Raw genomic sequence first — 21,158 nt, forward strand, 5'->3', positions numbered from 1 at the left:
CGGCACTGATTACTCAATAACTTTTGCGTAACCACTTACACTAATGCCGTATTCTTGCTACATAAGTTTTCAGCCTTTGTCCCCTTATTACAACAGCTTATAGCGTGCAAAGGAGATATCTGAATGTCTAACACAGCATCACACACACCACTCCCAGACCACCCCGAGGCAATACGCTTCCCCTTAATGGAGCTTCCTCTCGTTGGCTTCCTGCTTGCGTTCATGGCGGGCTCAATGAACGCATGGACGTTCGCAAATGCAGAGACCTTTGCAACGGTTCAGTCAGGTAATGTTGTACAAATCGGTTATTGGCTTATCCAGGGAAACTGGGATAAATTCATGGCTCCCTTTCTTTCCGTTATTGCGTTTGGTATTGGCTCGGCTATTTGTGGTGCCATTATGACCAATCTGCTAAGCCATCACAGAATCGTTACCCGCGCCATTCTATTTCTCGAATTTCTGATACTTGCCGTATTGATATGGCTTGTCTGGAAAGGTGAACACAATGTGCTAATGATTGCCTATACCGTAAGCTTTATTGCAGGTATGCAGGGTAATGCGTTCCATAAAAGCCATGGCATGCTGTATGGCAACGTGGCGGTCACCTTCGTTGTCCAAATGGCCTTTAACTTCCTGATTCAGTCTTTCTTTAATAAAAAGGGCATTAACGGTGAGCCAAATTTAATGTGGGCTGGTATTTTCTTCCTCGTTCTGCTCGGGTTTGCGGGCGGTGGCGCGATTGGTTTCTTTATTGACAGGTTCGTTACAGCGGGCGCTCTGATTCTACCGGCTTTAATCGCTTTAATTTTAATCGTCATCGTGTGGCGAGATCACGACAGGCATCAGCGTGTTGATACGCTACCTGGCGGCAACTTTGCCTGATCCCTCTTTTCAGGCGACCAATATAGCATCATCCGGCTGTTATCCACTTCAACTGTAACAATAGCTACATTGACCAATACGTTGTAGGTAAATACAGGAGCAAAGCCATGGCTGATAAAGACGCACCTCAGCCCATTCGCGGAACCCAGGGCGCTGACGACACAGGCCCACGTAATGTTGTTCTGGACAAAATGAATCCAGATATCTTCCTGCCTCCAGAAACCGACAATGGCGGGATCCCGAACCTGAAGTTTCCGTTCGCCATGGCTCATAACCGTCTTGAAGACGGCGGCTGGGCGCGGGAAGTGACGCTGCGCGAGTGCCCGGCTTTGGAAGAGCTCGCTATCGTTAATATGCGTCTTGGCCCTGGTGTTATTCGTGAACTCCATTGGCATAAAGAAGCCGAATGGGCCTACGTAACGGAAGGCCGCGTGCGTTTCTATCTGGTTGACGAAAACCGCCAGACGCTGGTTGAAGACCTCGGGCCAGGTGACCTCTGGTTTGCCCCCGCAGGCGTTCCACATGCCATTCAGGGTCTTGAAGAAGGCACCGAATTCGTTCTGATCTTCAATGACGGTAACTTCTCCGAAAACGAGACACTGCTCGTCACAGAGCTCTTCGCGCATATGCCGAAAGAGGTGCTGGCCAAGAACTTCGGTGTTCCGGAAAGTGCCTTCGACAACATCCCGCCTTCTGAAAAGTATATTTTCCGTCAGCCACAGCCAGCGCCCATTGAGCAGGTTCGCGAAGAGCTCGGCGCTGGTAACATGACAGGCAAATATGTATTCCGGGGAGGTGATATTCCTGAGAACACATGGCAAGGCGGCGCGACCAAAATCATCGATTCGAAAAGTTTCGACGTCACGACCATGGCGATGTTGATGATTAAGCTTGAGCCCGGCGGTATGCGAGAAATTCACTGGCACCCGGATGCTGATGAAATTCAGTACTACCTGTCTGGCCAGGCGCGCATGACCGTGTTCAACGCCGTCAGCAATGCACGTACTTTTAACTACGGCCCCGGCGACGTCAGCTATGTGCCGAAGAACCTGGCCCACTACATTGAGAACATCGGTGACGAGCCAGTGTATGTTCTCAACGTATTCAACAAGGGCGACTACCGCGATGTTTCACTGAACCAATGGCTGGCACTGACACCCGCCAGCATTGTTCAAGGCCACCTGGACGTCGATGACACACTAATGAAGTCACTGCGCCGCGAGCGTTGCCCGGTAGTGAAGTAATACAGTTGGGCAGTCATTGAAAACCGCTAGCCAGCCTCTTTGAGGCTGGCTTTTTCTCACTATAAAGTGCGTAATCATCCATCAGACAAAACGCCCAAGGCCGACCGCTGAGCGCAGTTTATCCATGGTTATCGCAGCCTCCTCCCGAGCACGCTGAGCGCCTTTTTGCAGCACCGCTTCAATATGGGCAGGGTCATCCATTAGCGCATTGTAGCGCTCGCGGGGTTCGCTCAGGTATGTATTGAGATACTCAAATACCTGGTTTTTAGCATCGCCCCAGCCGATACCGGCGGCGTACTGTTCACGCAGAGCAGACGTTTCGCTCTCATTGGCAAATGCCGCGTATATCTGGAACAGGGTGCAGGTATCCGGGTCCTTCGGTTCGCCGGGCTCAAGCGAGTTGGTCTTGATTTTACGCACCAGCTTTTGAAGCTTTTTCTCGGGCGAAAACAGCGGGATGGTATTGTTATAGCTTTTGGACATTTTGCGACCGTCCAGTCCTTTCAACACCTCGCCTGTCTCACTTACCACCGCTTCGGGTAGCGTAAAGTACTGCCCTTTATAAAGGTGGTTGAACCGCCCGGCCATATCACGTGCCATTTCGATATGCTGAATCTGGTCGCGCCCTACCGGCACCTTTTTGGCGTTGAACATCAGGATATCGGCAGCCATCAATACCGGATAACCAAAAAGCCCCATGGTGATGCCTTTGTCCGCATCCTGGTCGCCTGCTTCTTCGTTCTCAGCCACGGCGGCTTTGTAAGCGTGGGCGCGGTTCATCAGGCCTTTGGCACACACGCAGGAAAGCATCCACGAGAGTTCTTGAACTTCAATCAAATCAGACTGGCGGTAAAAAATGGCGTTGTCGGTATCCAGCCCAAGCGCCAGCCAGGTAGCGGCAATTTCCAAGCGTGACGCTTGCACGCGCGCAGGGTCCTGGCACTTGATCAGGGCGTGGTAATCCGCCAAAAAATAGAACGACTGTACATTGGGGTCCTGGCTTGCTTCTATGGCCGGTTTAATCGCACCAACGTAGTTGCCTAAGTGCGGTGTACCGGTCGTCGTAATACCGGTTAAGACGCGGGTTTTAGCAGTTTGACTCATTGTGTTTAGGCTCTTGGGCAAATAGGCCTATCATAACGCGCAGATTTACGCGTGGCGAATGCCATCAGCGTAATCCTGCCAGCCGCCACGTTGCTGCTTCCGGGCTTTGCCTCACAAAAACAGCGTGCGTACTGGCAGACGTACCACCGCTTCTGGCCGTGATGGCAACGCGCTGATCCGCCAGCCGTTCAATATCAATGATGAGGTCATCAAGTAACCGCCTTTGGCCCTCGGCTTGCGCTATTGGCAATGCCTCAAGCAGTGCGTTGAGCGCCTGGCGTGGTAACAACGCCTGACTATCATCGCTTTGCAACTGTCGCTTATCGCCGATATTGAAGGCGGGTGGATACGTTAGTAAACGGTTCAAGAAGGCATCCCGCGATGCTGCATACTGGCGGTCCGACAAGACAGCCAGCAGACTCTCGTCCAGCATTTGGGCCTGAACGGCAACCCGAAAATTACCCGCCAAGTGCTCATCAACTAACGCCGTCCGCATACTCGCCACGCCCAGCAGCAGCGCGGCAGAAAGAAGCGCCATGACGATCACCAGCGCAGCCCCCTGCTGATGCTTCATGGGCTGCCCTCCGTGGCGGGAAGAGGTGTACGACGCGTAATAACGTGATCACGCTGCATCACATGCCATACAAACGGTGTTTGGCGCTCGCCCGCAAATTGGAGCGTTATCCGATAAAGCCCTGCTATACCACCGGCGTCTTTCTCAAACAGGCTAAGCGAGTCGCATGCATGACTGCCTTTATAAAGCCCTTCTATCAAGGGCTGGCTGTTATGACGTAACGCACAGGTGGTCGCATCGACCAGCGAGTCATTGATCTCATATTGACCTGCTTGGCCTTTACGAATGTCCCGGGTGAGCGATTGAACGGCAAAAACAAGCGCTTCCTGCTCGCGACTGATAGCCTCGACGCGCTGAAAGGTCGTCACGGTGGTTAACAAAAGCTGGCCTGCACCCAAAATAATAATGGCGCCGATCACCATCGCGACCATCATTTCAACCAGTGTAAATCCTCCTTGGCGCTTATTGAGCATTAGGCGCCTCGCCAGCATAGCGCGCTTCAATAAAGGGTAAGGTAAACACGTAGTCAAAATGGTCAGCCGCTTGATTGGAAGACCGTGCACGCATCGTAATGGAGACGGTCAATTGGCAACCTCCGGATACAAAAGCGCTATCAACCGTGCCCGTTGCACCGTTAAGCGGTGCTTGTGAAGGCGTAAACCACTCGGCCTGCCAGTCACTCTCCAGCCCCGCCGTGAGGTGTCGGCAGTTTTGTTTCGCCGCCAGCTGCGCCCAGGCACGCTCCTGTGCATCCAGAGCTGCCACACTTGCCACGGAGTATTGGTAGCCCGAAGCGGCACTTTGCAGCGACGTTAGCTGAATGGCGGCGATGCCGATCAGCCCAAACGCCAGCAAGGCCAAGGCAATTAACACCTCCACCAGGGTAACCCCCTCTTGGCGCCGCACTTACCAGCACGTCTCGGGCAGGCGTTCACCTTGACTACTGAGCGTTATGGCCTGGCCACAGCCATCTTTTCGCTCAGTCGACGCGCTTAGCACATAGCGACCGTCCTGGCGTTCAGAATAGGCAATGCGATAATGCCCGCTTGGTGACAAGCGGGACACCTCACACTCTTGGTAGGAATAGGTTCGGGCGTGACAGCGCGCTAGCTCAGCCGCCGCCTGCCTTAACCCCGCATGCGCATCCGTGCGCAGGGATGTTTGTAGGTAGCGGGAGTAGGCAGGGTAAGCCATGCCAGCGATAAGGCCGAGAATGCCCATCACCACCACAAGCTCAAGAAGCGTAAAACCGCGCTGACGCTCTATCGAGCGGCCTGCGCGAACAGAGTAAGGATAAAGCGAAAACCTCACGTGATGCTCCTGCATCAGCCACCGCATACGCAGTGCATCAGCTGCTGACGATTACCTGCTCACGCAGCTCTTTGGGCATGGAGAACGTAATGCTCTCCTCGCGGCCTTTTAGCTCTTCCGGCATGGAAGCACCCAATGACTGAAGCTTGCCAATTACGCCTTTCACCAGCACTTCCGGGGCACTGGCACCCGCCGTTACGCCGATGCGGCCGACGTTTTCAAGCCACGTTGGCTCAATCTGGTCGGCATTATCTATCAGGTACGCCGGTGTTCCCATACGCTCGGAAAGCTCGCGCAGACGGTTGGAATTGGAGCTATTGGGGCTGCCCACCACAAGCACTAGATCACTGTCCGCGGCCAGTTCACGCACCGCATCCTGGCGGTTTTGCGTGGCATAGCAAATATCATCTTTACGCGGCCCACTGATCTCGGGAAACCTCTCGCGCAGCGCATCAATCACTTTGGCCGTGTCATCCATCGACAGCGTCGTTTGGGTCACAAAGGCAAGGCTGGAAGGATCCTTGACCTCCAGGCTGGCAACGTCCTGCTCATCTTCGACTAGATAGATGCGGCCGCCATGCGCCGTGTCATAGCGCCCCATGGTGCCTTCTACTTCGGGATGGCCTGCGTGCCCGATCAGCACGCACTCGTGCCCCCGCTTGGCGTAGCGCAAGACTTCCAAATGCACCTTGGTGACCAGCGGGCAAGTGGCATCAAACACTTTCAGCCCACGCCGCTCAGCATCGGACTGTACGGCTTGAGACACGCCATGCGCAGAGAAAATAACGATCACGTCATCCGGCACTTCGTCGAGCTCTTCCACGAAGACAGCCCCACGCTCGCGCAGCGTTTCCACCACAAAGCGGTTGTGGACAACTTCATGGCGCACATAGATAGGCGGCCCGAACACATCCAGTGCACGGTTGACGATATCTATAGCGCGATCCACGCCGGCACAAAAACCACGCGGATTGGCCAATTTGATCTGTATGGGCTGTGCTTGCGTCGATTGCATAGTAGTGCCTTGATGCGTTACCGCACCGTTTAGTGAATAAGAACCCGGCTAATGCTAAAGCCAATGCTAAAGACTAGTGCGTTGTAACCGGTTTTACATCCAGTACGTCAACCTCAAAGGTTAACGTGCGCCCCGCCAGCGGATGATTAAAATCCACCTCAACGCGGTCGCCTTCAATGGTTTTGACCACACCAGGCAATTCCGTTCCCGCTTTATCGGCAAACGACATCACCATACCAATTTCAGGCGTTTCATCGCCAAAATCAGCGCGCTTTAACGTCTGGATATTTTGCGGATTGTGCTGCCCAAAGGCATGCTCGGGAGAGACCTGAAAAGTACCTGTCTCGCCCGTTGTCATGCCTTTAATCGGGTGCTCAAAGCCGGGTGGCAAATTGCCGTCACCGTACTGAAAGGTGGCCGGAGCCTTCTCTTTGGTAGAATCCACTACCGTGCCATCTTCAAGTTTCAGGGTGAAGTGCAGGGTCACTTCCATCCCCTCATCAATCAGGTAATCACTCATTACACTGCTCGCTATGTGGTAAGGCCCTGGCATACTGCCACCAAGGCCTGATTAATGCTAACCGAGTTAGAGGTCGCGGGTTACTTCGTTGAGTGGGCTTTTTTACGTCGCCGGTCACCCATCACTGACTCCCAAATCAACCCAATGGCCCCCAGAGTAATCCCGATGTCTGCCACGTTAAAGGCGGGATAGTACCAACCGGCCACATGAAACGATAAAAAATCGACCACATAGCCATGTACCAGGCGGTCATAGAGATTCCCAAGCGCCCCACCGATAATCAGCGGCAGCGAAATGGCCAGCAGCTTTTCATCGGCCCTGACCCGCGAAAGCCAGATGGTTAAGCCCACGCTCGCACCAATCGCGATGACCGCAAAAAACCAGCGCTGCCAGCCAGGGTGGGAAGCCAAAAAGCTAAAGGCCGCCCCCGTGTTATGCATTAAGGTGAAGTTAAAAAACGGCAGCACTTCTACCGGCTGCAGATACCCCAGCTGGCTGCTGGCAATCGCCTTGGTGGCTAAATCCAGCACAATCACGGCAACGGCCAGCCACAGCCAGCGCAGCGGCTGGCGCATGGGCGGCCGCGCGTTGGACGAGACCGACTCAGGCATAATGACGCACCTCACCCGGGCCATCCGGCAGGTTAAGAATCGAGCGCTTGCACAGCGTGGGATGCTCAGGATGCGTGCCTACGTCAGGGCGACGCTCCCAGCTGCGTTCGCACTTCTCAAACGCACTGACGACCACCGCTACTTTGAGCCCTTCTAGCTCGCTGTAGGCAGATGCCTCGGCATCCGCTAGCGGCTTGAGGGTCGCTTCCGAGGTAATCAGCACAAAGCGTAACTCGTCGCCCAGTTGTGACAGCAACACATTGAGTTCATCGCTGACGTAAAGGGTGACTTCGCTGTCCAGCGAGCCTTTGATGGCCCCTTCGCTACGCGCTTCTTCCAAGCGCTTATTCACCGCCTGCTTGACCTCTAGCACTGCTTCCCAGTATTCACGCCCCATCTCGGCGTCAGCATCAAGGGGCTTCAGGTCGGTATAGTAGGTTTCCAGCAGCACGCTGTCGCCACGCTTGCCCGGGATATGCTCGTAAATCTCCTCAGCGGTGAAGGAGAGAATCGGCGCGACCCAACGCGAAAGCGCCTCGATAACATGATAGAGCGCACTCTGACAGCTGCGGCGTGCCAGCGAATCAGCCTGCGTGGTGTACTGGCGATCCTTGATGATATCCAGATAAAAACCACCCAGGTCGCGCGCGCAGAAGGTATGCACCTGCTGATACACGTCCAGGAAACGGTACTCTTCATACGCTTTCTGAATGCGCTCCTGGAGCTGCAGTGCGCGGTCAACGACCCAGCGATCCAGGGCGATCATATCCTCAAAAGCCACCATATCGCGCGCCGGGTCAAAGCCGGTCAGGTTGGCCAAAAGAAAGCGCGACGTGTTGCGAATACGCCGATACACGTCCGCTGTACGCTTGAGGATCTCATCCGACACGGCCATTTCATTGGAGTAATCCGTCGAGGCCACCCAAAGGCGCAGAATGTCGGCACCCAGCTTGTCCATCACCGACTGCGGCGCGATGACATTACCCAACGACTTGGACTGCTTACGGCCTTGCGAATCGACGGTAAAGCCGTGGGTCAATAGCTGACGATACGGCGCGTGACCGTCAATTGCCGAACCGGTCAACAGCGACGAGTGGAACCAGCCGCGGTGCTGGTCAGAGCCTTCCAGATACAAATCAGCTCGCGGGCCGCTTTCATGGCCATGCGGATGAGAGCCGCGCAGCACATGGCGGTGCGTGGTGCCGGAGTCAAACCAGACATCCAGCGTGTCAGTCGTCTTGTCGTATTCGGCCGCTTCCGCGCCCAGCAGCTCAGCAGCGTCGAGGCTGAACCAGGCATCAATGCCTTGCTCCTGCACGCGCTTGGCGACTTCTTCCATCAGCTCAATGGTGCGCGGATGCAGCTCGCCGGTTTGCTTATGCAGGAAGAACGGAATCGGCACACCCCAGTTACGCTGACGCGAGATGCACCAATCCGGGCGATTAGCGATCATGCTGTGCAGACGCGCCTGGCCCCAGGCGGGAGTGAACTGAGTCGCCTCGATGCCTTCCAGCGCACGCTCACGCAGGGTTTTACCGTCTTTCCCCTGAATATCCATGCCCACAAACCACTGGGCTGTCGCACGGTAGATGACCGGCGTTTTATGGCGCCAGCAGTGCATGTAGCTGTGCACGATGGGCTTATGCGCCATCAGCGCACCCACTTCGTCAAGCTTGGCGACGATGTTGGGGTTGGCTTTCCAGATCATCTGGCCGCCAAAGAACGGCAGATCATCAACGTACACGCCGTTGCCCTGTACCGGGTTCAGCATGTCGTCAAAGCTCATGTCGTGGGCGCGGCAGGTATTAAAGTCATCCAGGCCGTAAGAAGGCGCGGAGTGAACGATACCGGTGCTGCCCACTTCCGACTCGACGTAATCAGCCAGGTAAACTGGCGACAGGCGATCATAGAACGGGTGGCGGAAGTTAATCAGGTCTAGTTTTTCACCGCGAGTGGTGGCGATGACCTCGCCTTGTAAACCAAAGCGTTCAAGGCAGCTTTCGACCAGCTCTTCGGCTAGCAGCAGCAGGCGCTCGCCGGTATCGACCAGCGCGTAGGTAAATTCGGGGTGAACGTTCAGCGCCTGGTTGGCAGGGATCGTCCAGGGCGTGGTGGTCCAGATCACCACCGCCGCCGGTTTGGGCAGCTCGCTCAAGCCAAAGGCAGCGGCCAGCTTATCGGCATCTTCCACCGGGAAGGCGACATCAATCGCGTCGGACTTCTTGTCCTGATACTCGACTTCCGCCTCAGCCAGCGCCGAGCCACAGTCAAAGCACCAGTTAACCGGTTTCAGGCCTTTAAAGACGTAGCCCGCTTCGACCATATCGGCCAGTGCGCGAATCTCGCCTGCTTCATTGGCGTAGTCCATAGTGCGGTAGGGATGATTCCAGTCACCAATAATCCCCAAGCGCACAAAATCAGCCAGCTGTGTTTCAACCTGAGCGCCCGCGTATTCACGGCATAGCTCTCGCGCTTTTGCAGGCGCCAGGTGCTTACCGTGCGTGGTTTCTACCTTGTGCTCAATGGGTAGACCATGGCAGTCCCAGCCCGGCACGTAAGGCGCATCAAAGCCCGCCAGGTTTTTCGATTTAACGATAATATCTTTTAAAATTTTATTAACGGCGTGACCAATATGGATACTGCCGTTGGCGTAGGGAGGGCCATCATGCAGTACAAACAGCGGTGCGCCAGCACGCGCTTCGCGCAGGCGCTGGTACAGGTTCATATCTTGCCAGCGTGAAACGCGTCCCGGCTCCTGCTTGGGCAACATGCCACGCATAGGAAAGTCGGTTTCAGGCAAGTTTAGCGTGTGCTTATAGTCCATGGTTCGGTCAGCCGTTGTTAGCATCGGCAGCGTCATCCGCCGAAGAAGGATCAGAAGAAATTGTCTTGGAAACCTGAGTCTGGGAGGCCTGAGCCTTGGAGGCCATAGCCTCACGCCCAAGCGGGGCCGAGGCTAGCGGCAGCGCGTTATGACAACCAGTGACGGCCGTCGCAAAGTAGCGATGTGCCTGGGCCTGGTCGCGCTCAATTTGCGCTTTTAGCGCATCAAAGTTGTCGAATTTCACTTCCCCACGAAGCCGCGCACAGGGAAATACCGTCATGCGTTTGTCGTAGAGATCACCGTCAAAATCAAACAGGTTGACTTCCAGTGTGGGCCGCATGGAGCCAACCGTCGGCCGAAAGCCGACGTTAGCAATACCGTGATAGCGCTGGCCGTTTTCAAGCGTCACCCCAACGGCATAGACACCGCGCAGCGTTAAGGGCTGAGGCAACAGGGGCAGGTTCGCCGTGGGCACACCAATGGTGCGGCCAAGCTGCTGGTCACGCACCACACGCCCATCCAGCGAATACGCCCGCCCTAACAGATTGGCTGCTGCGGCAAAGTTACCGCTGGCAAGCAAGGTACGTACGCGTGAGCTTGAAACCCGCTCGTTCTCAACCGTAAAGGTGCGGGTATGTTCAACCCCAAAGCCCTGCTCTTCGCCCACCGCTGCCAGCAGCGTAAAGTCGCCTTGGCGGTCACAGCCAAAACGGAAGTCATCACCAACGACCAGATGTTTAACACCCAGCCCTTCGATCAGCACCTGATCAATAAATTCGCGCCCGGTCAGGCTTCTAAGGGCATTATTAAACGGCAGGCACAGCACCTGTTCAGCGCCGTACTGACCCAACAGACGCACCTTTTCACGCAAGCGCGTTAGCCGTGGGGGTGCCTGGTCACCGGCAAAGTACTCACGCGGCTGGGGCTCAAACACGACCACGGTTAGCGGCACGTTTAGGCGCGCAGCGTGCTCGCGGCACTGCTGCAAAATTGCCTGATGGCCACGATGCACACCGTCAAAATTTCCAATGGTAGCGACGCAGCCACGCTGTGCCGCTACCAGATTGTGCAGTCCTCGAATGACGCGCATGGCACCTCAGCCGTTAATAATTTGCCGCTCCCAAGCCTTGTTGGGTTTGGGTGAAGCTTAAAAAGCTCTGATTATAGCGAACCTACCGTGATATATGTCTAACTCTCTGCCGATTCAACGTGACTTTTAAGCGTTCGGCCACGCATTGCCGCTGTAGGGTTTAGCTCTGCATTTTAAAATGCCGTGGCCGCAGGCCCAGCGCGGTAAGCCAGACAACATAAATCCCGCCCCCTAAACCTACCAGCCCGGCCACCCAGGCAACACGCTGCCACAGGCTAAACGCAAGCCACGCGTGCCACTCTGGCGACACCATATAAAGCGCGGCACACATCAAACCGCTACCGCCCAGTAGTTGCACCGCGTACCGGCCCCAGCCCGGCTGAAAAACCAGCACGCCCTGCCTGTACAGCAACACTCCCAGCATACCCGCGTTCAAAAATGCCGACAGCGCCGTGGCGAGCGCCAACCCGGCATGGGCAAGCGGCCAAATCAACATCAGGTTGAACACCATATTAGCGACCATGGCGATAATACCCACCTTCACCGGCGTTTTGGTGTCCTGGCGGGCAAAAAAACCAGGCGCCAATACCTTAATCAGCATAAAGGCGACCAGGCCAAAGGCATAGGCACGCAGGCTCATCGCGGCCATCTGAATATCGTGGTCGGTCATTGCGCCATAGTGAAATAGCGTGATCAATAGCGGCTCGGCCAATACCGCCAGCGCCAGTGCGGCAGGCAAGCCTACCAAAAGCACTAACCGGATCGCCCAGTCGAGCATGGCGGCAAAATGCGCCTTTGACTGTTCAGCGTGGCGCTTGGAAAGTGCGGGTAATATCACCGTTGCTATCGCCACACCAAAGACGCCGAGCGGCAGCTCTACCAAGCGGTCAGAGTAGTAAAGCCAGGAGACACTGCCCGCCACCAGCAGTGACGCCAACACCGTATCCAGCAGCAGGTTAATTTGCGAGACCGAGACCCCAAACAGCGCCGGGCCCATCAGCTTTAAAATGCGCTTAACGCCTTCATGAGCGAAGTTCGGCCAAGGCGTGGGCATCAAGCCCAAACGCATTAAAAACGGCACCTGGAAAATCAGTTGGGCAGCACCTGCAATCAGCACGCCCCAGGCCAGCGCCATGGCGGGCTCATCCATTAACGGCATTAAAAAGAGCGCGGCGCCAATGAGTGACAGGTTGAGCAAAACCGGCGTAAAGGCAGGCACTGCAAAACGGTTCCAGGTATTTAGCACGCTGCCAGAAAAAGCCGTGAGCGAGATCAGCAGCAAATACGGAAACGTTAGGCGCAGCATATCGGCGGTCAAGGCATGCTTGGCGGGGTCACTGCCAAAACCGGGTGCAAACACCCAGATAAGCCAGGGCGCGCACAGCATCGCAAGCGCGGTAATCAAAGCCAGCAGTGCGGTTAAACTACCGGCTACGGCGTTGAGTAACTCGCGAATTTCCTGCTTACTGCGCTGGGTCGAGTACTCGGAAAGCACCGGCACAAAGGCCTGGTTAAAGGCACCTTCAGCAAACAGGCGACGCAAAAAATTAGGGATTTTAAAAGCGACAAAAAAGGCATCCGCGCCATTCCCGGCGCCCAAAAGTGTCGCCACCACCACGTCACGGATCAGGCCCATCACGCGAGAAAGCATGGTCATGGAGCTAACCACCAGCCCCGAGCGCATTAGCCCACGGCGTGGCGGCGCGCCAGGCGCGGCGGAAGTTTCATTCGGCGGCGTGTTTGAGGTCATTTTTGGATCCATAGGCGCGGATGGCCAATACCCATCATAGAGTCATTAGATAAAACCATCAGACACAAAAAAACCGGCCGTAGCCGGTTTTTTTTATGGCGCCTGCCGGCTTACGCCGCCAGTGCCTTAATACGCTTGTTCAAACGGCTTTTCAGGCGCGCTGCTTTCTTCTTGGACAGCACGTCTTTATCAGCAATACGGTCAACGACCGGCTGCATTACCTTGAACTCTTCCATCGCCTTGCCGTGGTCGCCGGTGTTGATCGCTTTGATCACACGCTTGATATAGGTGCGGACCATGCTGCGCTGGCTGGCTTTCAGGACGCGACGAGTCTCGGCCTGGCGGGCGCGCTTGCGTGCTTGCTTGCTGTTCGCCACAGGTATCTCCTTGGAGAATAAAGGTTGCCGCAAATTCGGCAACGGATTAACTATGTGTTCGCCACGCTCATGTTCACTCTAAAAGCTGCCCATAACGCGACTTTCCTTAACAACCAATTGATTCGACAAGCCTTTAAGCTCTGTCAAATAGTGTGACCGGCAGTCAAATTGCCTGCCCGCCCACGGGTCTTGTCTGAGAGGATGGCGTAGTCTATCACGCACTATTCTTGCTTGCCACACGTTGTCAATGTTTTATTGCATCAGCCGGCCAACCGAATGGTTTACAAGACGCTCTCAAAAGAAGCGTCATGGACTTTGCCCAGCATCTTCTACATTATTGCTATTAAATATAAAAAACCGGTGTTTGCAGCGGCGTTCTTTGGCGGCCGATCCGCTAGCTTGTTTATCTCTGAGGCCTGCGTTAGCCGCACGGCCCCCGTGGCTACTAATGGAGGCCCTATGGCGTTCAGGGATAGTCAGACTCTCGAACAACTTCACTATTAAAGACGGACTCACTATGTCGGATTTTTCTCTTTGGTTTGCCGCTCATATGCTGGCCTACGTCGCCCTGGTGATCCGCGTGCTGACGGTAGAGGGCAAAGAGCCCGCCTCCCGAGCCGCATGGATATTGATTCTCTCGTTTCTACCTGGTTTAGGCATCATAGCTTACCTGCTACTTGGCGAACCCTGGATATCGCGCCGGTCACGACGCAAAGCAATTGGCACCGTCACACGGTTGGTAAAAGCCTATAACATAGGGAAAACATCGGCTCTGGAGCATGTACCAGACCGTTTTCGGCCCGCCTTTCGCGCCTGTGAGCATCTGGCGCATAGCGGCGTCACTAACCACAACACCGCCATGTTAACCGCCGACTCCAATGCAGCGATCGACGCGATGGTGGAAGATTTCGATGCCGCCAAGGAGAGCATTCATATCTCCTTTTATATTTGGCTTACTGACAACAACGGGCTCAAGATTGTAGAGGCCGTTAAGCGCGCGGCTGAACGTGGCGTGACATGCCGCATCATTGTGGACGGTATTGGTTCGCGAGCACTTACCCGTTCAGAGCACTGGGCCGCAATGAAAGCCGCCGGTGTTCAACTGTGCGTATCGCTGAAGGTCTCTTTTGGGCTTGACGCACTGCTTGGAAACCGCGCAGACCTTAGAAACCATCGCAAGATCGTCGTGGTGGATAACCGCCTAACCTACTGCGGAAGCCAGAACTGCGCCGACCCCGAGTTTCGTGTCAAGGCGAAGTATGCGCCGTGGGTAGATATCATGCTGCGTTTCGAGGGGCCAGTAGTGATGCAAAACCAGTTGCTGTTTGCGGCCAACTGGTTGATCGAATCCAACGAGCACCTTGATGTTGCCTGGGAAGTACCGCCATCCTGCACAGAAACCAGCACGGAAGCCATGAACAGCGCCAGCGCGGCTATTGCCTTTGGCACCGGGCCGCTGTCACCTAAAGGCGCCATGTCGGATGTATTTTCCAGCCTTCTGCACTGCGCCCAGCATGAAGTAGTAATTTCGAACCCGTACTTTGTTCCGGACGCCTCGCTGCTTTCGGCGCTGATTGGCTGCGCTAGGCGCGGCGTTCAAACCACGCTCATCCTGCCCCAGCGCAACGACTCCTTTGTGGTAGGTGCCATCAGCAAAGCCTACTATGCACAGCTTGTTGCCGCTGGCGTGAAGATCTTTGAGTTTCGCGGTGGCCTTTTGCACGCAAAAACACTGGTGGTGGATGAAGCAGTGGCGCTAGTCGGCTCGGCGAACATGGACCGGCGCAGCCTTGAACTTAATTTCGAGAATAATATTCTACTGCACTCCCCCGACGTAGCGAAAAGCATTAGAGAACGCCAAAACGCGTGGCTTTCCGATGCCAATGAAGTGGTCCCCGACCAGGTCATTCATCGCTCGTTGTTACGCCGCATCGGCGATAACGTTGCCACCATTTTCAGCCCAGTGATGTAATCGATGTTCATCGGCTAGTGATCCGCGCTGCCCACGACGGGCAGCGGTGAGCCGCTGAAAAGCGCCTACACCTGAGAAACCATGACATTTACAACAGTGCTACATCAAGCAATCGCTACATCCGGAAAGATGGCTCTGCTGATTGCTCACGGCCCAAGGCTGTCTGAACGGTTATCAGTTGATCCGTCAAGGTAGCGGTCAGGTAAGACTGAACTTCACTGAAACGACTGCCTCCATAGCACAACCTCAGCGATGTACCGCCCTGAAAAACCAGGCTGTCGAGCATGCTTTCTTTATCCAGCGCATACAACAGGTCGTAATGCAGCAACTCCTTTTCGACAACCGGCCGCATATGCCCTAACACTGCATCTTTCATTACTTGATCTACCAGGGATTTGAAATCAACAGACTCAATCATCATATGCATCCCCCTCATCAACCAGGTGGGTGTTGCGACCAACGCGCTTAAGATCCCGGAGTGCCGCCTGCCTGGTTGCAACCTTCAAAGGGCGCCCGCGATCCTTGATAACAGATAAAATATCCGATATCGGACGCTTTGTATGAGTGAACTCAATGACCCCATAAGGTGTTTTATATTCGCCTTTACGGCCGGTGGTCATCACCGTTAGTCGGCCGACCGGGATTTGGGAGATCACGCCATACTCTGATAGAGCAGACTCAAGGCTGATGTAACTATATTCCCCCCTGCGTAGTGTCTTGGCAATCAGCTCCAGGGTATCCGGGCCTTTGTTCTTCGACAACGCATACAAATACACGCCCTTGGATGGGCGCTCCAGAATGCCCGCGTTAACCAGGCGTTTCAGTGTGGCCTCTCGGCTACGGGGCGTATCATCATGAAACACTTTCGACATGTCTCGTGCAGCAAAAACATAGCGCTCGCGCTGGTCGAACTCGGCAAGACGTTTGATCGCTTCGCTTTGTTTCACCTCACCCCCTTGGGCTACAGAAACCACGTTAAAAAGCGCTATTCATGTCCACCAAGAATACCATGGGCACGAAAACAACACATTAATATGCGGTTAATGTCGACATAAAGCACAAGCAATGCTTCAACGCCGTAAGCTGCCGACTGCAGTTGCCAATAACCACATGCTGTTAAGGCAGCGGCTGGCCCGTTGGGGCAAGAATTTTGCGCAGAAAATGCTGCGTGCGCGGGTCCTTAGGGGCAGTGAACAGCTCCTCGGGCGGTGCTTGTTCAATAATTTGCCCTTCATCCATAAATATCACGCGATCCGCTACGTCACGCGCAAACTGCATCTCGTGGGTAACGATGATCATGGTTTGCTGCTCGGCGGCAAGTTGCTTCATCAGGCTCAGCACTTCCTCCACCCATTGCGGGTCCAGCGATGACGTGGGCTCATCAAACAGAATGACATCGGCGTTCGCGGCCATGGCGCGACCAATGCCGATACGCTGCTGCTGCCCGCCAGAAAGCGCCGCCGGGTAAGCATCGGCTTTATCTGAAAGCCCAATCCGCTCAAGGATTTCTCGGGCGCGTGCATGGGCCTTTTCCTTGGGGATTTTATCAACGACGATCATGCCCTCGCTGATGTTCTCAAGCGCCGTTTTGTTGGCAAACAAACCATAGTTTTGAAAGACAAACGCGGTACGCCGACGCAGCTTTAAAATATCAGCACGGCTCGCCTGCTGCGCATCCACGCGTACATCGCCTACGGTAATACGCCCGGATTCAGGCCGTTCTAAAAAGTTAATGCAGCGTAATAGCGTTGACTTACCCGTGCCTGAAGGGCCAATGATGACAATGATCTCGCCCCGCTCAAGCGACAAATCAATGTCGGTGAATACATCTTGTTTACCAAAGCGCTTGGTAACGGCCTCAAGCGAGATCATCGTTGGTACGCCTTATTCAGGTAAATTTCCAGGCGACGCTGCCCCCAGGAGAGAATTTCCACTATGACCCAGTAAATCATCGCCGCGAGTAAAAAAGCCTCCAGATAAAGAAAGCTACTGGCGGCCTCTTTTTGTGTGGCTCCCATCAATTCTGTGACGCCCAGCGTAAAGGCCAGCGACGTCGCCTTGATGATATCAATGAAGTAGTTCATCAATGTGGGCGTCGCCACACGGGTCGCCTGAGGGAGAATAATACGTCGCATTAGCTGCGACTGCGTCATGCCGATAGAGAGCGCCGCTTCTGTCTGGCTGCGGTCAATCCCCACAATGGCCGCCCGAATAGACTCAGCCATATAGGCGGAAAAGTGCAGTGTCAGGCCCATCACGGCGGCAGTTATGCCGTTAATCGACACCAACGCCTCCACCAGTTGGGGCAACCCGTAATAGAACAGAAAAAGCTGAACCAACAGCGGTGTACCGCGGAAAAACGAGATAAACAGCAGCGAAAAGCCGTTCAACACCGGCACACGGGTCACGCGAATCACGGCCAGAAGACAGGCAAGCACCAGCGCCAGCAGCATGGCGAGGGTTGCCATTTCAAGCGTGAGTGGCACATAGCTTAAAAGGACCGGTAACAGCCCCCACATATAATCCAGGTTCAGCATGTCAGCATCGCTTTAAGCAAAACGGCCGTGGATTACCCACGGCCGCGTTCAATACAGGCTTCCGTTTACAGCGTAGCGGTTATTCCGGCTGCTGCGTGATATCGGTATCAAACCATTTTTCGGAAATTTCACGCAGCGTGCCGTTATCGCGAAGCTCAGTTAGCGCTTCATCCACACGGTCGCGCTGGGCATTGCCTGCCTCGTTGTCACGAAACGGCAGCGCATTCTCGATAACCGTGAAGGGTTGGCCCGCCAACTCCAACGGCAAACCGCGCTCCTTAATCACCTGAGTCGCACTAACGCGGTCCATAATAAAGGCATTGGTGCGCCCCAATGCTACGTCCTGCTCTACGTTGGATTCGTAGGTGCGGATATCAATTTCGTCGGCGTTCGGCAGCTCGCGCAACAACTGCTCGTAGTTGGAGCCCAGGTTAACCGCAACCGATTTACCGGAAAGATCCTCAACGCCGTTAATAGCATCGTTACCCTTCCGGACAACGACCTGCGCACCGTCATACACATAGGGCGCCGTAAATACATACTTGGCTTCACGCTCCGGCGTTATCGTTATCTGGTTGGCAATAGTGTCGATGCGGCCAGAATCCAACATACCTGCTAGTCCCGAAAAACTCGCCGTTACAAACTCGACATCATCACCGGTAACTTCCCCCACCGCGTTCATGACATCGACCTCAAAGCCCTTGAGTTCGTCGCGCTCCACAAAGGTAAACGGGAAATAGCCGCCCGACATGCCCACTCGCAGCGTATCTGCCTGGGCCTGAACCGCAGCAAAACCACCTGCCACACTTAAGGTAAGCGCGGCGACTAACGTGTTTAAACGACGTGATCGAGTCATCAGAAGCATCCTCATCGGCAAAGATCATTTGCCTGTTGCAGAGTGTAGGCGTGGCAGGCGCAAAGGCAGCGTAGCCGTTATATGCACATCATAAACACAAAAAAGAATATTAAAAATAGTTTTTATTCATTAAGGTTATTAGAGTTCAGCCAGCGAAACTAACCTACGCTATGTGCTTGATAGCAGGCGCTAATAGAAAGGTAGCTACAAATTACCACCACGCTTAATAGCGCAGTCATAATGGGCATTAACTGCCAGTAATATCCCTGAAGGTTTTACGCGAGGCTGGTTGGCGCTCTTCATCAAGCAAGGCCCCACCTAACGCGGCAAGTTCTTCACTCAATTCCACCATTTTGCCCAATTGTACCTTGTCAAAGCCACGTTTGCGCTTGGGCTTATTGAGGATAATGCTGACCCCGCCCAGCAGGTGGTCCTCTTGTTGGAACACCTCTTCTGTAGGCATCAAGCCAGGCGGATACGCATTGGCAATACGTAAGGGGTTTTGTGGAGTAACGCCCAATGCCACATAAATTTTCAACTCTGCATCGAAGTAAGCGCCCCATTTATTCAGGACTAATTGCACCTTCTGATTAAGCTCAATGCTCGGCTGTTGGAACATGACGTAAAATACATGCGTAGGTACCTCTTCAGGCTTGCCAATGGGCTCCTCCATGAACGGCTCTTCTTGCTCAGGCAAGTCCATGGGCACCCGTTCTTCTATAGGCTTTTGGCTAGGCTGTGAGCGTGGGGGAACCGCAGGAGAAACCGCGGATTTTTCATCACGTTTACCCGCAACCCTTAGCCAAAAGCTATTTCGCTCTCCCAGCCCCAGCGTCTCTCTTTTACACACAAAAAAATAGCCTACGATCACCAACGTATTAAAGCTTAACCACCCGGCCCCAATGGCGAAGGTCAGCGCCAGCGTATGCGCATTCATTTTTAATATCCCACTTTTTTTGTAAGAGGGTAAGTATCGACCAATAATAGGGAAAAGCAATTTTCGCGGGCTAGGCAATTAGTGGCATGGTGGGGACAAAAGGAGGAGTACAAGGAAAATTAACCGCTAGCTGTCATCTTTTAGCATCGCTAACGTGTGGTCGTGCTGCTGCTTGATCGCTTTATCGAGGATATCAAGAAGGTGGGCATAATCATCAGGCATGGTTGTGTCTAGCCCGCAGGTTTCGGCTTGGGTTTCACAGATGAGCGTTTCCAGCTCATGTTCACTGGGAATCACATTTACTCTCTTGGCTTGTACGCTGCAAAGCGCTTAATCCGCCTTCTGATGAACTTGCACTCGCCGATAAAGCTGAGCAGCATTTTCAATCGCCACTGCCTCAAACGCGTCAAGCGTTAATAGCTGGTCACGACGTCTATCTTCTACCACGGCATTCAGCTCTTGCTGGTAGCGCTTTAACAAATGCTCCAGGTTCATACGTATCATGGTCAGTTCCAGCTGGAACTCCATTTTCAACGTGTTGGTACGCGCGATACTTTCCAGTTCCTGGGTATTGAGCGCTTCATCAAGCGTGTGCCCCACTAGCTTTTCGACGGTATTAAGTTTAGGCACTACGTCATAAATAACATCATAGGCAGAAATAGTCTGCGCATTCGTTTTCACACGCCCTCCTAAAAAAACCGGCTCCATGAAGGAGCCGGTTTACGATGCCTAGCGATAAAGCACGGGCTTTATCATCAAGCCTCAGATTAACCCAGCACGGAGGTACCGGCCTGCTGCAGGATTTGCGCGCGAGTCATGTTGGCAACTTCTGTTGCGTAGTCCGCATCTTCGATGCGTGAACGGGCAGCGGTAAGGTTAGTTTCGGTAGTGCTCAAGTTGGTAATGGCAGAATCGAAACGGTTCTGCACGGCACCGAGCTCAGAGCGGATCAGCTTCGAGTTCTTTGCCCTGAGTAACAGTACCGTCGTCTGCCACTTCAGCTGAATAATAAACAGTTTCAGTGCCGCTACCATCTTGAGAACCTACCTGAATCTGAATACCTTGATTTTCAGAAAGCACCTTGGTGCCGTTGAAGCTGGTTTCTTCAGAGATGCGGTTAATTTCGGTAAGACGCTGACCGATTTCATCTTGGATCGACTGCAAGTCTTCTTCTGAGTTAGTTCCGTTAGATGCCTGAACGGTCAGCTCGCGGACACGCTGTAGGTTGTCGTTGACTTGGTTCAGCGCGCCTTCAGCAGTCTGCGCGACGGAGATACCATCGTTGGCGTTACGCTGGGCCTGAGACAGACCGGTGACTTGGCTGGTCATACGGTTGGCGCAGGCCTGAGGACAAGCGTTCCATAGAAGTCGTCAAATCGTTTTGCTGACCGATCATCGCGGTGATATTGGTATTAATCACTGACATGGAATAATTCCCCTTTCAATAAGACTGGCCATGTGGCCCGCTGTTCGGCGCTTTGATCGCCGTTATAGTTATTAACGGCGCAGTGGGGAAAATCTTTAGGGGGAGGTAGTAAAAAATTATGTAATTTT

Annotated in this window: 23 protein-coding genes and 1 pseudogene; 3 read left to right on the forward strand and 21 right to left on the reverse strand. The window is 54.1% G+C overall.

The window, feature by feature from the left end; translation table 11 throughout:
* The first annotated feature begins 123 nt into the window (after positions 1-123).
* Both FKN99_RS16860 and FKN99_RS16865 read left to right on the forward strand, forming a co-directional pair.
* Complete coding sequence (locus FKN99_RS16860; RefSeq protein WP_172118952.1) at positions 124-882, forward strand: YoaK family protein; 759 nt, start codon at positions 124-126, stop codon at positions 880-882.
* 107 nt (positions 883-989) lie between these two features.
* Complete coding sequence (locus FKN99_RS16865; RefSeq protein WP_172118953.1) at positions 990-2,126, forward strand: cupin domain-containing protein; 1,137 nt, start codon at positions 990-992, stop codon at positions 2,124-2,126.
* A gap of 81 nt (positions 2,127-2,207) precedes the next feature.
* Here FKN99_RS16865 and FKN99_RS16870 read toward each other — a convergent pair whose 3' ends face one another.
* The 12 genes from FKN99_RS16870 to rpsT form a co-directional block, all read right to left on the reverse strand.
* Positions 2,208-3,230 (reverse strand): tryptophan--tRNA ligase, encoded by a 1,023-nt coding sequence (locus FKN99_RS16870; protein WP_172118954.1) that lies wholly within the window; start codon positions 3,228-3,230, stop codon positions 2,208-2,210.
* A 64-nt stretch (positions 3,231-3,294) separates the two neighbouring features.
* Positions 3,295-3,804 carry a hypothetical protein gene (locus tag FKN99_RS16875; RefSeq protein WP_172118951.1) on the reverse strand — a complete coding sequence of 170 codons (510 nt, stop codon included), beginning with the start codon at positions 3,802-3,804 and terminating at the stop codon, positions 3,295-3,297.
* On the reverse strand, positions 3,801-4,277 hold the full coding sequence (locus FKN99_RS16880) for a PilW family protein (RefSeq protein ID WP_172118955.1): 477 nt from the start codon (positions 4,275-4,277) through the stop codon (positions 3,801-3,803). Before FKN99_RS16880 ends, FKN99_RS16875 begins: the two co-directional genes overlap by 4 nt.
* Complete coding sequence (locus FKN99_RS16885) at positions 4,267-4,710, reverse strand: type IV pilus modification PilV family protein (protein WP_172118956.1); 444 nt, start codon at positions 4,708-4,710, stop codon at positions 4,267-4,269. Before FKN99_RS16885 ends, FKN99_RS16880 begins: the two co-directional genes overlap by 11 nt.
* Positions 4,711-5,115 (reverse strand): type IV pilin protein, encoded by a 405-nt coding sequence (locus tag FKN99_RS16890; RefSeq protein WP_319941299.1) that lies wholly within the window; start codon positions 5,113-5,115, stop codon positions 4,711-4,713.
* 37 nt (positions 5,116-5,152) lie between these two features.
* Entirely contained in the window at positions 5,153-6,130 is a 978-nt protein-coding gene (gene ispH, locus FKN99_RS16895; protein ID WP_172118958.1) for a 4-hydroxy-3-methylbut-2-enyl diphosphate reductase, read from the reverse strand.
* Positions 6,131-6,203: 73 nt separating this feature from the next.
* Positions 6,204-6,650, reverse strand: a complete 447-nt coding sequence (gene fkpB / locus FKN99_RS16900) for an FKBP-type peptidyl-prolyl cis-trans isomerase (RefSeq protein ID WP_172118959.1) — start codon at positions 6,648-6,650, stop codon at positions 6,204-6,206.
* An 80-nt stretch (positions 6,651-6,730) separates the two neighbouring features.
* Complete coding sequence (lspA, locus tag FKN99_RS16905) at positions 6,731-7,261, reverse strand: signal peptidase II (protein ID WP_172118960.1); 531 nt, start codon at positions 7,259-7,261, stop codon at positions 6,731-6,733.
* Positions 7,254-10,085, reverse strand: a complete 2,832-nt coding sequence (gene ileS / locus FKN99_RS16910) for an isoleucine--tRNA ligase (RefSeq protein WP_172118961.1) — start codon at positions 10,083-10,085, stop codon at positions 7,254-7,256. The genes lspA and ileS overlap by 8 nt, the downstream gene beginning before the upstream one ends.
* A gap of 7 nt (positions 10,086-10,092) precedes the next feature.
* Positions 10,093-11,175, reverse strand: coding sequence for a bifunctional riboflavin kinase/FAD synthetase (ribF, locus tag FKN99_RS16915; RefSeq protein WP_172118962.1), 1,083 nt, complete (start codon positions 11,173-11,175; stop codon positions 10,093-10,095).
* A 160-nt stretch (positions 11,176-11,335) separates the two neighbouring features.
* Entirely contained in the window at positions 11,336-12,925 is a 1,590-nt protein-coding gene (gene murJ, locus FKN99_RS16920; RefSeq protein WP_172118963.1) for a murein biosynthesis integral membrane protein MurJ, read from the reverse strand.
* A 110-nt stretch (positions 12,926-13,035) separates the two neighbouring features.
* On the reverse strand, positions 13,036-13,302 hold the full coding sequence (gene rpsT, locus FKN99_RS16925) for a 30S ribosomal protein S20 (RefSeq protein WP_009097974.1): 267 nt from the start codon (positions 13,300-13,302) through the stop codon (positions 13,036-13,038).
* Between the two features lie 517 nt (positions 13,303-13,819).
* Between rpsT and cls the strand changes: the two genes are divergently transcribed.
* Positions 13,820-15,274: a cardiolipin synthase gene (gene cls, locus FKN99_RS16930; protein ID WP_172118964.1), complete on the forward strand. Its 1,455-nt coding sequence runs from the start codon at positions 13,820-13,822 to the stop codon at positions 15,272-15,274.
* A gap of 115 nt (positions 15,275-15,389) precedes the next feature.
* Here cls and FKN99_RS16935 read toward each other — a convergent pair whose 3' ends face one another.
* The 9 genes and pseudogenes from FKN99_RS16935 to FKN99_RS16975 form a co-directional block, all read right to left on the reverse strand.
* Positions 15,390-15,695 carry a nucleotidyl transferase AbiEii/AbiGii toxin family protein gene (locus tag FKN99_RS16935; RefSeq protein ID WP_253927075.1) on the reverse strand — a complete coding sequence of 102 codons (306 nt, stop codon included), beginning with the start codon at positions 15,693-15,695 and terminating at the stop codon, positions 15,390-15,392.
* Positions 15,685-16,221, reverse strand: coding sequence for a type IV toxin-antitoxin system AbiEi family antitoxin (abiEi, locus tag FKN99_RS16940; protein ID WP_172118965.1), 537 nt, complete (start codon positions 16,219-16,221; stop codon positions 15,685-15,687). The genes FKN99_RS16935 and abiEi overlap by 11 nt, the downstream gene beginning before the upstream one ends.
* 169 nt (positions 16,222-16,390) lie before the next feature.
* On the reverse strand, positions 16,391-17,146 hold the full coding sequence (locus FKN99_RS16945; protein WP_172118966.1) for an amino acid ABC transporter ATP-binding protein: 756 nt from the start codon (positions 17,144-17,146) through the stop codon (positions 16,391-16,393).
* Positions 17,143-17,811 carry an amino acid ABC transporter permease gene (locus FKN99_RS16950; RefSeq protein ID WP_172118967.1) on the reverse strand — a complete coding sequence of 223 codons (669 nt, stop codon included), beginning with the start codon at positions 17,809-17,811 and terminating at the stop codon, positions 17,143-17,145. The genes FKN99_RS16945 and FKN99_RS16950 overlap by 4 nt, the downstream gene beginning before the upstream one ends.
* A 79-nt stretch (positions 17,812-17,890) precedes the next feature.
* Positions 17,891-18,667, reverse strand: coding sequence for an amino acid ABC transporter substrate-binding protein (locus FKN99_RS16955; protein ID WP_172118968.1), 777 nt, complete (start codon positions 18,665-18,667; stop codon positions 17,891-17,893).
* A 247-nt stretch (positions 18,668-18,914) separates the two neighbouring features.
* Positions 18,915-19,604, reverse strand: coding sequence for a cell division protein ZipA C-terminal FtsZ-binding domain-containing protein (locus FKN99_RS16960; RefSeq protein ID WP_172118969.1), 690 nt, complete (start codon positions 19,602-19,604; stop codon positions 18,915-18,917).
* Between the two features lie 126 nt (positions 19,605-19,730).
* Complete coding sequence (locus FKN99_RS16965; RefSeq protein WP_172118970.1) at positions 19,731-19,901, reverse strand: hypothetical protein; 171 nt, start codon at positions 19,899-19,901, stop codon at positions 19,731-19,733.
* A 33-nt stretch (positions 19,902-19,934) separates the two neighbouring features.
* Positions 19,935-20,285 carry a hypothetical protein gene (locus FKN99_RS16970; RefSeq protein WP_172118971.1) on the reverse strand — a complete coding sequence of 117 codons (351 nt, stop codon included), beginning with the start codon at positions 20,283-20,285 and terminating at the stop codon, positions 19,935-19,937.
* 86 nt (positions 20,286-20,371) lie between these two features.
* Positions 20,372-21,030: pseudogene (locus tag FKN99_RS16975) on the reverse strand (flagellin N-terminal helical domain-containing protein).
* Between the last annotated feature and the right edge of the window lie 128 nt (positions 21,031-21,158).

The organism is Halomonas hibernica, from assembly GCF_013183775.1.
In the GTDB taxonomy this organism is placed as follows: Bacteria; Pseudomonadota; Gammaproteobacteria; order Pseudomonadales; family Halomonadaceae; genus Vreelandella; species Vreelandella citrativorans.

Coding starts and splice junctions, on each gene's coding strand:
- FKN99_RS16860 (WP_172118952.1), top strand. CDS start 124: ATGTCTAACACAGCATCACACACACCACTCCCAGACCACCCCGAGGCA.
- FKN99_RS16865 (WP_172118953.1), top strand. CDS start 990: ATGGCTGATAAAGACGCACCTCAGCCCATTCGCGGAACCCAGGGCGCT.
- FKN99_RS16870 (WP_172118954.1), bottom strand. CDS start 3,230: ATGAGTCAAACTGCTAAAACCCGCGTCTTAACCGGTATTACGACGACC.
- FKN99_RS16875 (WP_172118951.1), bottom strand. CDS start 3,804: ATGAAGCATCAGCAGGGGGCTGCGCTGGTGATCGTCATGGCGCTTCTT.
- FKN99_RS16880 (WP_172118955.1), bottom strand. CDS start 4,277: ATGCTCAATAAGCGCCAAGGAGGATTTACACTGGTTGAAATGATGGTC.
- ispH (WP_172118958.1), bottom strand. CDS start 6,130: ATGCAATCGACGCAAGCACAGCCCATACAGATCAAATTGGCCAATCCG.
- fkpB (WP_172118959.1), bottom strand. CDS start 6,650: ATGAGTGATTACCTGATTGATGAGGGGATGGAAGTGACCCTGCACTTC.
- lspA (WP_172118960.1), bottom strand. CDS start 7,261: ATGCCTGAGTCGGTCTCGTCCAACGCGCGGCCGCCCATGCGCCAGCCG.
- ileS (WP_172118961.1), bottom strand. CDS start 10,085: ATGGACTATAAGCACACGCTAAACTTGCCTGAAACCGACTTTCCTATG.
- ribF (WP_172118962.1), bottom strand. CDS start 11,175: ATGCGCGTCATTCGAGGACTGCACAATCTGGTAGCGGCACAGCGTGGC.
- murJ (WP_172118963.1), bottom strand. CDS start 12,925: ATGACCTCAAACACGCCGCCGAATGAAACTTCCGCCGCGCCTGGCGCG.
- cls (WP_172118964.1), top strand. CDS start 13,820: ATGTCGGATTTTTCTCTTTGGTTTGCCGCTCATATGCTGGCCTACGTC.
- FKN99_RS16935 (WP_253927075.1), bottom strand. CDS start 15,695: ATGATGATTGAGTCTGTTGATTTCAAATCCCTGGTAGATCAAGTAATG.
- FKN99_RS16945 (WP_172118966.1), bottom strand. CDS start 17,146: ATGATCTCGCTTGAGGCCGTTACCAAGCGCTTTGGTAAACAAGATGTA.
- FKN99_RS16950 (WP_172118967.1), bottom strand. CDS start 17,811: ATGCTGAACCTGGATTATATGTGGGGGCTGTTACCGGTCCTTTTAAGC.
- FKN99_RS16955 (WP_172118968.1), bottom strand. CDS start 18,667: ATGACTCGATCACGTCGTTTAAACACGTTAGTCGCCGCGCTTACCTTA.
- FKN99_RS16960 (WP_172118969.1), bottom strand. CDS start 19,604: ATGAATGCGCATACGCTGGCGCTGACCTTCGCCATTGGGGCCGGGTGG.